We start from the raw sequence: 9,801 nt of genomic DNA on the forward strand, positions 1-9,801 counted from the left end.
GCGGGGGGAGACCGGGGGACCCGGCGGCGCCGGATGCGAGCCGCTACCGAAGCGAGGCCCCGTGGTATACAGCGGGCCGATCCCGTCTGGAGATGATGAGTATGCGTATCTGGCGCCTCGCCCTGATCACCACCGTCACCGCCGCCGTGGCCGGCACGGCCGCCGCCCACGCGAGGCTGGTCAGCGCCACGCCCGCCCCCGATTCGGTCGTGGCCAGCCCGCGCTCCGTCAGCATGACCTTCAGCGGGCGGATGGTGCCGGCCTTCTCGGACTTCGATCTGGTCGGCCCCGGCGGCGCCGGGGTGGCGGTCGACGCCGCCGTCTCGAAGGACGGCAAGACCCTGTCCGGCGCCCTGGCCCGGCCGCTGGCTCCCGGGGTGTGGCGCGTCAACTGGCGGATCGCTTCGGCCGACGGCCACCGCATGACCGGCTCCTACAGCTTCACGGTCCGCCAGGAGTGATCGAGGCCGCGATCGTCGCGCTGCGCTGGCTTCAGTACGGCGCCGCCGTGGTCCTGCTCGGGACGCCCCTGTTCCTGCTCTACGGCTTCGGCCGCGGCCATGGCGCTGCGGACCCGGTCGGCGCGCGGCGGATGCTCGTCGCCGCGGCCCTCGCCGTCGCCCTCCTCTCCCTCGCCGGCCTGGTCGCCCAGACCGCGGTCATGGCGGGGTCGCTCGACGAGGCCCTGAAACCCGCCTCGCTCGGCTTCATGATCGAGGGCACGGCGCTCGGAAAGGCGTATGTGGCGCGCGGCGCCGCCGCTCTGATCGCCCTCGCCCTGCTGCTCCTCGTCCCGTTCGGGCGCGCCCTGTGGGCGGTGACGGCGCTCGGCGGTCTGGTCGCGGTCGCCAGCTTCGCCTGGACGGGCCATGGCGCATCCACCGAGGGGCCCGCCGGCCCGATCCATCTCGGCGCGGATATCGTCCATGCGGTCGCCGCCGCCCTGTGGCTGGGCGCGCTGGTTGCCTTCGCCCTTCTGCTGGCCCGCCCGCGCGACCTTCCGCCGATCCACCGCGCCCTGCACGACTTCGCCGGCGTCGGCACGTTCGCGGTGTCGCTGCTCGTCGTGACCGGCCTGATCAACAGTGGTTTTCTGGTTGGCCCGGATCGGCTCGGCGCCCTGTTCACCAGCCTCTACGGACAATTGCTGCTGCTCAAGCTGGCCCTGTTCGCGGCCATGGTCGCCGTCGCCGCCCGCAACCGCTACCGGCTGACGCCCGCCTTCGGGACCGCGCTCGAGACCGGCGGCGACGCCGCACCGTCCATCGCACAGTTGCGCGGCAGCGTGCTCCTGGAGACTGTACTGGGCGCGGCCGTCCTGCTCGTCGTCGCCTTGATGGGTACGCTGCCGCCGCCCGCGTCGATGTAGTCGCCGGTCTCAGCCGGCCGGGCGAGGCTCCCGCGATGACCAGTGGATGTGCGCGATCCGCCACCCGTCGGGGCCGCGCTTCAGCACCATGGTCTCCGCCGACAGCCGGTCGATCGGCCTGCCGTTGAAGGTCCCCGTTGTGCGGCCCTCGCTGGCGATCCACGCGACGTCGCCCGCCGCCCATCCCGACCGGCGCGCCGGTGTGGCCTCGACGGCGGCGGCGAAGGCCGCGTCCGCCCCCAGATGGTGCGAGGCGTATTCCTCCCGCGACCGCTCGGCGCCGCCTTCCTCGAAGATCATCACGTCCCCGGCCAGCATGGCCAGCGCTCCGTCGGTGTCCCCGGCCTTCAGCGCGGCGTGAAAGGCGTCGACGACGGCGGCGGCCTCCGCCGCCTCCGCCTGCACCGTCCCCTGCACCTGCGGCAGCGGCGCGGGTTCGTGCGCCCCGGCGGCGCCGGCCGAGAGCAGCAGGGCGGAAACCGCCAGGACGCAGAGGGATCGGGACATGCGGGGCTCCAGGTAAAGGATCAGGCGGGACGGTTATGCCGCGCGAACACCCGGGTCTCGCCCGAGCGCAGCACCAGCAGGGTGTCGAACGGCTGTTTCCGCCCGTCAGGCGTCTCCATCCCCGGCGATCCCATCGGCATCCCCGGCGCGGTCAGGCCGACCGCCTCGGGCCGCTCGGCGAGCAGGCGGATCACATCGGCGGCCGGCACATGGCCCTCGACCAGATAGCCGTCGACCACGCCCGTGTGGCACGAGGCCAGCGCATCCGGCATCCCCCGGCCCCGCCCGAAGGCCCGCACGTCCGACGTCACATGCACCGCCACCGTGAAGCCCGCCCGCCGCATATGCGCGACCCAGCCGTCACAGCAGGCGCAGGTCGGCGACTTGTACACCGCCAGCGACCGCGCCGGCGGCCGCGCGGCTCCGGCGACCCCCAGCCCGGCGGCCGAGGCGATGAAAAGGCGGCGGCTGATCGTGGGCATGGTCATTCCTTGCTGCGAACCATTCATCATCCGGGGGCGGTGCAGTCCAGCGGAACCGGCGCGTCCGAATACCGCACGATCTCGCCTCCGGTCAGCGACGCCTTGATCGCATCGTACTCCTCCGACCCGCTGACGAGGTCGCCGACATGCCGGCCATAGATGGCGGCCAGCGCCTTTCTGACCATGTCGATCGCTTCTTCGTCCTGCCCGGGGGTGACCAGGAGGCGCATCAGCAGTTCGCCGTCGAGGTCGTCGCCCCACAGGCCGAGACTCTGCACGACCATGATCCGTCCGGACTCGTTGCGGCAGAACGCCCGCTCCAGCGCGGCGTTCCGGTCCTCGCCAAAGGCCATCACCAGCGCCCGCAGCGGCAGCCACGCCGGGTCCTCATCCTTCAGCCAGTCCGCCGCGGGAATCAGCCGGTCAGTTTCCGAGATCGCCCAGGCCCGGGCTCCTTCGTCGTGCGCGGCCGACAAGGCCAGGGTGACTTCTGGCCTCGTCCTGTAATCCTGCGGCCTGAGCACCTCGATCTCTTCCGGGAAGCTGTGCCCGTCGCCGCCTCTCCTGACGCCGTCCCAATAGAGTCCCAGCGCAATCTCCGGCCAGCGGGCGGCCACATACGGATCGGCGCGCCAGGCCTCCGCGCGCTCGCCGTATCGGTAGTCTTCGCGATCCCCGCCCTGCATGGCCAGGGCGAAACTTCCGGCCAGTTGGACCGCCGCCTGATCCGGCAGGCCGCCGATGCGGCGCATCCCCTCCGTCTCGATCCGCTCGAAAGCCCGGCGGAATTGACCGTTCTTCGCCAGGTGCCGGATCGCATAGCCGAGGATCTCGGGGTCGGCAGGCTCGGCCGTCAGCCGCTCGAACAGGCCAGCCGCCTCCGGATGGTCGCCGAGGACCAGAGCCATCAGGATCGAATCCTTCTGCCGCTCCTCGTCAAAATCGGGCGGACGGAAGCCCAACACGAAATCAGCGACCGCTTCAGCCGCCCCGCTCTCCCGGTTGGCTTCTGGCCCGCGAACCGGAAGACGCGGCGCCTCGCCTCGCTCCAGCGCCTCATAGGCGGCGACCAGATAGGCCGTGGGCTTGTCCGGCGACAGCGAGCTCAGATGATCCCGGATGTCCTCCGCCAGCGCCCGATCCGCCGCGCTGGCGCCCGGCCTTTCCAGCGCCGGCAGCCGTCCGGCGAGATCCGACAGCGCCGCCATCCGATCGGGATTGCGCTGGACCTCGAGATAGGTCCGCAACGTCTGGACCCACAGGCTGTCCGGCCCGGCGTAGTCCTCGCTGTCGCGCCCGAAGACGAATTTCCGAACGTACCAGCCCGTCGGCTCGTAGCGGTCGCCGTCGCCGAGCCCCAGAAACAGCACATACTTCCGGCCCCGTTCGTAGGTGTCGCGAGAGCAGCCGCCGTGGAAGGCTTGGGGATGGGGCCCGGCGATACTGTCCGGATCGCTCGGCTCGATCTCTGCGAAGCGGGCCCAACCCATGGTCACAGTGCCGGGCGGTTCGCCCTTGAGGGCAGACTCGATCCGGAAGACGACCGAGCCGGGCGTGTCGCCATCCCCCGCAATCTCGCGCTCCGCGACCGCCACGACAATGGCGTCCGCCGTCTCGGCCATTTCGTAATTGGTCTTCATCACGAACTCGGAGGTGACCGAGCAGGCCAGAGCCGCGGACGCCGTCAGGCTCAGAACCATTCCCGCGATGATCGAAACCGCTGACCGCATGCCCGCCTCCCCGAATGCCCGCCCCGATGGAGCCGCCTCATCGTGACCTCACTGTGACGCTCGCGTCCATCCGGAGCCGTCCCGGTCTCCTCCGAAACCATGACGCTGTGCTGGCAATCCGCGGAATTATAGTCCGATAGCGCGGAAAACCCTGCGCCATTCCAACCCCATCCGCTTTTCTCGAGCCAATCTTGCCGCCCGAGGAAACAGCGGGCGTATGATGCTCGCTGTTCGTCCGCCGGTCTTTGACAACCGAATCCCCGCCGCGCCGCCACAGGCGCTCCGATGTAGACTCTGCCGACTCTGCCGACTCTGCCACAGCGAATTTCGGCGCCGACTCTGCCGACACTGCCACACCGTTTTTTCTTTTGGCCCGGGTGAAACCCGGCCGCCGGCTCAGATCAGGCCCGCCATCGGGGAGCTGGCGCTGGCGTACATCCGGCGCGGCATCCGCCCGGCCAGATAGGACTGCCGGCCGGCGATCACCGCGTGCTTCATGGCCGAGGCCATCAGGATCGGATCCTTCGCCCCGGCGATGGCGGTGTTCATCAGCACCGCGTCGCACCCCAGCTCCATGGCGATGGTCGCGTCCGAGGCAGTGCCCACCCCCGCGTCGACCAGCACCGGCACCTTGGCCTGTTCGACGATCAGCCGGATGTTGACCCGGTTCTGGATGCCGAGGCCCGAGCCGATCGGCGCCGCCGCCGGCATGATGGCCGCGGCCCCCGCCTCCTCCAGCCGCTTGGCCATGACCACATCGTCGGTGCAGTAGACCATGACGTCGAAGCCGTCCCTGACCAGCAGGTCCAGCGCCCGGAGCGTCTCGACCATGTCCGGATACAGGTGCGCCGTGTCCGACAGCACCTCCAGCTTGACCAGGCTCCAGCCGCCCGCCTCGCGGGCGAGGCGCAGGGTGCGCACCGCGTCCTCGCCGGTGAAACAGCCCGCCGTGTTGGGCAGGAAGGTGAACCGGTCCGGCTTCACGTAATCGACCAGCATCGGCTGCGACGGATCGCTCAGGTTCACCCGGCGCAGGGCCACGGTGACGATCTCGGCCCCCGCGGCCTCGGCGGCGGCGGCGTTCTGGGCGTAGTCGGCGTATTTGCCGGTGCCCACGATCAGCCGGCTGCTGAACGTCCGTCCGGCGACGGTCCAGGTGTCTTGCGAAGCGGTCATGGCGGCCAGATAGACCTTCTCCCCCGCCGGGAGAAGCGCCGGATCGTCTCAGGCCGCGGTGATCCCCTCAGCCGCCAGCCGGCCAGCGCCGCCCCGGTGATCCGGCTGCAGCGCGCGCCCATGAACGGAAAGGCCTCGGCCCTGGCGCTGGCCAGCTTCGCGTCCAGCGCCTCGCGCAGCAGCCGCCGGGCAAGGTGCAGCCGGGTCTTCACCGTCTCCGGCCGGATCCGGCGATACGGCAGGCTGGCTGGTTCGGCGAAATCCTCATGCGTTTCGGGGGCGGTCGGGCTGAGTGCGAGCATCGGGCGGTCCTTCATGGCTGGCGTCGGCCATCTGATGCGGACGCCCCCGCCGGCGTTCCCGGCCTCTCGACGGCCAGGCCAGCCGAGGCTACGTCAGTCCCGTCGGCCCCGGCCGACAGGGGGAACGCCATGACCATCGCGAGGATATTCGGCGACCGCCGCCATGCCTGGGCCTTCTGGTTCGGCTGCCTGATCGTGACCGCGGGCGTCGCCCTGCACCTGCCGATGTACTGGATGGGCCGGGACATGGGTTTCCATCTCGCGGGGATGGCGATGGACGCCGGCATGTGGTGGGGCATGGCCCTGATCGTCGGCGGCGTCGCCCTGACGGCCTTCGGCCTGTTGCCGGCGCACAAGGGCGAGCAGGGCTCGCTCGAGGTGCTCGCCCCGCCCGAGGACGCGCCGCTGACGGGCGCCCACTGGGCCATGTGCGCCCTGCTCTCTCTCGCCCTCATCGTCGACATCATGAAGCCCGCCAGCCTCGGCTTCGTCACTCCGGGCATGCGCGAGGAATACGGCCTCTCCGACGCGATGGTCTCGATTCTGCCGTTCGCGGCCCTGAGCGGCACCGTGGTCGGCTCGTTCGTCTGGGGCTGGCTGGCCGATGTCTACGGCCGCCGCGCCTCGATCCTCCTCTCGTCGGTGATGTTCGTCGGCACCTCGATCTGCGGCGCCATGCCTGACTTCTGGTGGAACGTCGGCATGTGCTTCCTGATGGGCGCGGCCGCCGGCGGCATGCTGCCCGTGGCCTACGCCCTGCTCGCCGAGATCATGCCGACCCGGCACCGCGGCTGGGCCCTCGTGCTGGTCGGAGGGATTGGGGCCGTCGGCGGCTATTTCGCCGCCAGCGCCCTGTCGGCCTGGCTCCAGCCGGACTGGAGCTGGCGCGTCATGTGGTTCCTGAACCTGCCCACGGGCCTGATTCTGATCGCCCTCAGCCCGCTGCTGCCCGAGTCGGCCCGCTTTCTCCAGCATGTCGGCCGCGGCGACGAGGCCCGCGCCATGCTGGCCCGCTTCGGCTCCCGCGTGCGGACCGTGGGAGTCGCGCCGGATACGGAGAGCCGGTCGCATCTGCCGCCGGTGGACCGCCGCCATCTGGCCATCACGCTGGCGCTGACGCTGGCGGCGCTGGCCTGGGGCCTGGTCAATTTTGGCATCCTGCTGTGGCTGCCCAGCGCCCTCGTCGCCGAAGGCCGCAGCGTCGAGGCCGCCTCGGCCCTGATCGCCAGATCGACGCTGATCGCCGCGCCGACCATCCTGCTGTCCGTCTGGCTCTACAGCGCCTGGAGCACCCGGGGTGCGTTGGCGCTGATGCTCGGCGTCACCGCGCTGGGGCTGTTCGGCCTACTGTTGCGCAGCATGGGTGTCAGCGTCCTCGCCGACCCGGTCGCGCCGCTCGCGATGCTGATCGTCGGCTCCAGCGGCGTCATCGCGATCATCCTTCCGTACACCGCGGAGAACTATCCCCTGCGCATCCGCGGCCGCGCCACGGGCTGGATCGCCGGCTGCAGCAAGCTGGGCGGCCTGCTGGCGCAAGGCCTGGCCGTGCTCGCCGCCGCCCCGCCTCTGGGTTTCGCCGCGGCCGCGATCGGCGTGCTGACGGTCGCCGCCCTCGGCCTGGTCGCCGCCTTCGGTCGCGAAACCCGCGGCCGCGACCTTCGCGACCTCGAGAACCCCCGCTGAGGCCTCATCAGCCCCCGCCCACGAACTGCACCACCTCGATCCGGTCACCCTCGGCGATCGATGTCGCGGCATGCAGGGACCTCGGCACGATCTCCAGATTGCGCTCGACCGCCACCTTGCGCACGTCCAGCCCCAGTTCCTCGACCAGTCCGAGGATCGTCGCGGCCGCAACCTCGCGGAGTTCGCCATTGACCTGAATACGCATGACGCTACGTCAATCTCTTGCGGCGGACGGTTTGATTACCGCCACGCCTCAGCTAAAAGGCCGCTCCGAATCCGCGCGGCCGGATGTCATAACCTCGAGCGAATGCCCGAAACCCCCATGCTCTACGTCCTGAACGGCCCGAACCTCAACCTGCTGGGGATCCGCGAGCCCGACATCTATGGGCGCGAGACGCTGGATGATATCCGCGCGCTCTGCGAGGCTGCGGCGGCGGATCATCTCTCGGATCCGGAGTTCGAGGGGCAACCAGCCCAGATCAAGGTCGAGTTCCGCCAGACCAATCATGAGGGCGAACTCATCACTTGGGTCCAGGAAGCGCGCGAAAAGGCCGCGGCCCTCGTCATCAACCCCGCCGGCTACGGCCACACCTCGGTGGCCCTGCTCGACGCGCTGAGAACGCTGACGATCCCGATCGTCGAATGCCACCTGTCCAATCCGGCGGCGCGCGAGCGCTTCCGCCACCGCTCCTATGTTTCGCCGGCCGCCGCCGGCGTCGTTTCGGGCTTCGGTCCGTTCAGCTACGAACTGGCCGTCAAGGCCGCTCTCCGGCTGGCGCAGGAACATCGCGCCGCCACCGACCGTTCGGTTTAGAAGGTAAGAAGAGGCTCCCATGGCCGATCCCAAGACGTCCGCGCCCAAGCTCAAGAACGACGAGATCGACACCGCCCTTGTGCGCTCGCTCGCCGACATCCTGAACGACACCGATCTGACCGAGATCGAGGTCGAGCGCGGCGATCTGAAGATCCGCGTCGCCCGCGAGGTCACTATGGCCGCGCCTGTGCAGTACGCCGCCGCTCCGGCCGCCGCTCCCGCACCGGCCCCGACCGCCGCCGCGGCTCCGGCCTCGATGCCGTCCGATCCCGCCACCATCGTCCCCCGTTCGGGCGAAGAGGTGAAGTCGCCGATGGTCGGCACCGCCTATCTGCAGGCCTCGCCCGAAGCCCCGCCGTTCGTTCAGCCGGGCGACAAGGTCAAGAAGGGCCAGACCCTGCTGATCGTCGAGGCCATGAAGACGATGAACCCGATCCAGGCCCCGCGCGACGGCGTCGTGAAGGAGATTCTGGTCGGCGACGCCCAGCCCGTCGAGTTCGGCGAGCCCCTCGTCCTGCTCGAGGCCTGATCCGGTGTTCACCAAGGTTCTCATCGCCAACCGCGGCGAAATCGCCCTGCGGATTCACCGCGCCTGCAAGGAGATGGGCATCTCCACCGTCGCCGTGCATTCCGAGGCCGACCGTGGGGCCATGTGGGTCCGCCTGGCCGACGAGAGCGTCTGCATCGGCCCGGCTCCGGCGGCCAAGAGCTATCTGAACATCCCCTCGATCATCGCCGCCGCCGAGATCACGGGCGCCCAGGCTATCCACCCCGGCTACGGCTTCCTGTCCGAGAACGCCCGCTTCGCCGAGATCGTCGAAGCCCACGGGATGACCTTCATCGGGCCCAAGCCCGAGCACATCCGGATCATGGGCGACAAGATCACCGCCAAGCAGACGGTGATGGACGCCGGCATCCCGGTCGTTCCGGGCTCAAAGGGCGAGGTCGAGACGGTCGACGCCGCTGTGAAGGCCTCGAAGTCCATCGGCTTCCCTCTGATCGTCAAGGCGGCCGCCGGCGGCGGCGGGCGCGGCATGAAGGTCGCCCTGACCGCCGACGACCTCGTCGAGGCCGTGCAAACCGCCCAGTCGGAAGCCCAGGCGGCTTTCGGCAACGGCGCCGTCTACATGGAGCGTTACCTCCAGAAGCCCCGTCACATCGAACTTCAGGTCATCGCCGACAGCCACGGCAATGTCGTCCATCTCGGGGAGCGCGACTGCTCCCTGCAACGCCGTCACCAGAAGATCCTCGAGGAGGCTCCCTCCCCCGCCCTGTCAGCCGTCGAGCGGGCCGCCATCGGACGGACCGTCAACGAGGCCATCGGCAAGATTGGCTACCTGGGCGTCGGAACCATTGAATTTCTTTGGGAAGATGGGGAGTTTTTCTTCATCGAGATGAACACCAGGCTGCAGGTCGAGCATCCGGTGACGGAGATGATCACGGGCGTCGATCTGGTGCGGGAGCAGATCCGGATCGCGGCGGGCCTGCCGCTGTCGTTCACGCAGGACGACGTGCATTTCGAGGGGCACGCCATCGAGTGCCGCATCAACGCCGAGAACCCCGAGACCTTCACCCCGTCGCCTGGGACGGTGAACGACTTCCACGCCCCGGGAGGCCTTGGCGTGCGGCTGGATAGCGCCATCTACGCCGGCTATTCGATCCCGCCCTACTACGACAGCCTGATCGGCAAGCTCATCGTACACGGCCGCGACCGCGAGGAGTGCCTGGCGCGCCTCAA

Annotated in this window: 12 protein-coding genes; 6 read left to right on the plus strand and 6 right to left on the minus strand. The window is 69.7% G+C overall.

Annotated features, from left to right (window positions below; all coding sequences use genetic code 11):
* Window positions 1-101 precede the first annotated feature (101 nt).
* Together copC and copD are read left to right on the plus strand one after the other, a co-directional pair.
* Window positions 102-461, plus strand: a complete 360-nt coding sequence (gene copC, locus VEC04_RS03540) for a copper homeostasis periplasmic binding protein CopC (RefSeq protein ID WP_324773892.1) — start codon at window positions 102-104, stop codon at window positions 459-461.
* The gene (gene copD, locus VEC04_RS03545) at window positions 458-1,369 is read left to right on the plus strand and encodes a copper homeostasis membrane protein CopD (RefSeq protein ID WP_324773894.1); all 912 of its coding nucleotides are present in this window, start codon (window positions 458-460) and stop codon (window positions 1,367-1,369) included. Before copC ends, copD begins: the two co-directional genes overlap by 4 nt.
* A gap of 9 nt (window positions 1,370-1,378) precedes the next feature.
* On the opposite strand, the gene VEC04_RS03550 is transcribed toward copD, so the two are convergent.
* The 5 genes from VEC04_RS03550 to VEC04_RS03570 all read right to left on the minus strand — a co-directional run bounded on the left by VEC04_RS03550 (window position 1,379) and on the right by VEC04_RS03570 (window position 5,566).
* Window positions 1,379-1,876 carry a YybH family protein gene (locus VEC04_RS03550; protein WP_324773896.1) on the minus strand — a complete coding sequence of 166 codons (498 nt, stop codon included), beginning with the start codon at window positions 1,874-1,876 and terminating at the stop codon, window positions 1,379-1,381.
* A 20-nt stretch (window positions 1,877-1,896) separates the two neighbouring features.
* Window positions 1,897-2,358, minus strand: coding sequence for a DUF411 domain-containing protein (locus VEC04_RS03555; RefSeq protein ID WP_324773898.1), 462 nt, complete (start codon window positions 2,356-2,358; stop codon window positions 1,897-1,899).
* A gap of 26 nt (window positions 2,359-2,384) precedes the next feature.
* A complete protein-coding gene (locus VEC04_RS03560) occupies window positions 2,385-4,088 on the minus strand; it encodes a hypothetical protein (protein WP_324773900.1) in 1,704 nt (567 codons plus the stop codon).
* Window positions 4,089-4,484: 396 nt separating this feature from the next.
* Window positions 4,485-5,264 carry a thiazole synthase gene (locus VEC04_RS03565; RefSeq protein ID WP_324773902.1) on the minus strand — a complete coding sequence of 260 codons (780 nt, stop codon included), beginning with the start codon at window positions 5,262-5,264 and terminating at the stop codon, window positions 4,485-4,487.
* A complete protein-coding gene (locus tag VEC04_RS03570; RefSeq protein ID WP_324773904.1) occupies window positions 5,261-5,566 on the minus strand; it encodes a hypothetical protein in 306 nt (101 codons plus the stop codon). Before VEC04_RS03570 ends, VEC04_RS03565 begins: the two co-directional genes overlap by 4 nt.
* A gap of 129 nt (window positions 5,567-5,695) precedes the next feature.
* Here VEC04_RS03570 and VEC04_RS03575 point away from each other — a divergent pair, with 129 nt between their 5' ends.
* Entirely contained in the window at window positions 5,696-7,249 is a 1,554-nt protein-coding gene (locus VEC04_RS03575) for an MFS transporter (protein ID WP_324773906.1), read from the plus strand.
* Window positions 7,250-7,256: 7 nt separating this feature from the next.
* On the opposite strand, the gene thiS is transcribed toward VEC04_RS03575, so the two are convergent.
* Window positions 7,257-7,454: a sulfur carrier protein ThiS gene (thiS, locus tag VEC04_RS03580; RefSeq protein ID WP_324773908.1), complete on the minus strand. Its 198-nt coding sequence runs from the start codon at window positions 7,452-7,454 to the stop codon at window positions 7,257-7,259.
* 102 nt (window positions 7,455-7,556) lie between these two features.
* On the opposite strand from thiS, the gene VEC04_RS03585 reads away from it, so the two are divergent.
* From VEC04_RS03585 to accC, 3 genes are all read left to right on the plus strand, one after another.
* Window positions 7,557-8,063 (plus strand): type II 3-dehydroquinate dehydratase, encoded by a 507-nt coding sequence (locus tag VEC04_RS03585; RefSeq protein WP_324773910.1) that lies wholly within the window; start codon window positions 7,557-7,559, stop codon window positions 8,061-8,063.
* Between the two features lie 19 nt (window positions 8,064-8,082).
* Window positions 8,083-8,592, plus strand: coding sequence for an acetyl-CoA carboxylase biotin carboxyl carrier protein (accB, locus tag VEC04_RS03590; protein WP_324773912.1), 510 nt, complete (start codon window positions 8,083-8,085; stop codon window positions 8,590-8,592).
* Between the two features lie 4 nt (window positions 8,593-8,596).
* A partial coding sequence (gene accC, locus VEC04_RS03595) for an acetyl-CoA carboxylase biotin carboxylase subunit (protein ID WP_324773914.1) occupies window positions 8,597-9,801 on the plus strand: 1,205 nt, incomplete at its 3' end.

Source organism: Brevundimonas sp., from assembly GCF_035626535.1.
In the GTDB taxonomy this organism is placed as follows: Bacteria; Pseudomonadota; Alphaproteobacteria; order Caulobacterales; family Caulobacteraceae; genus Brevundimonas.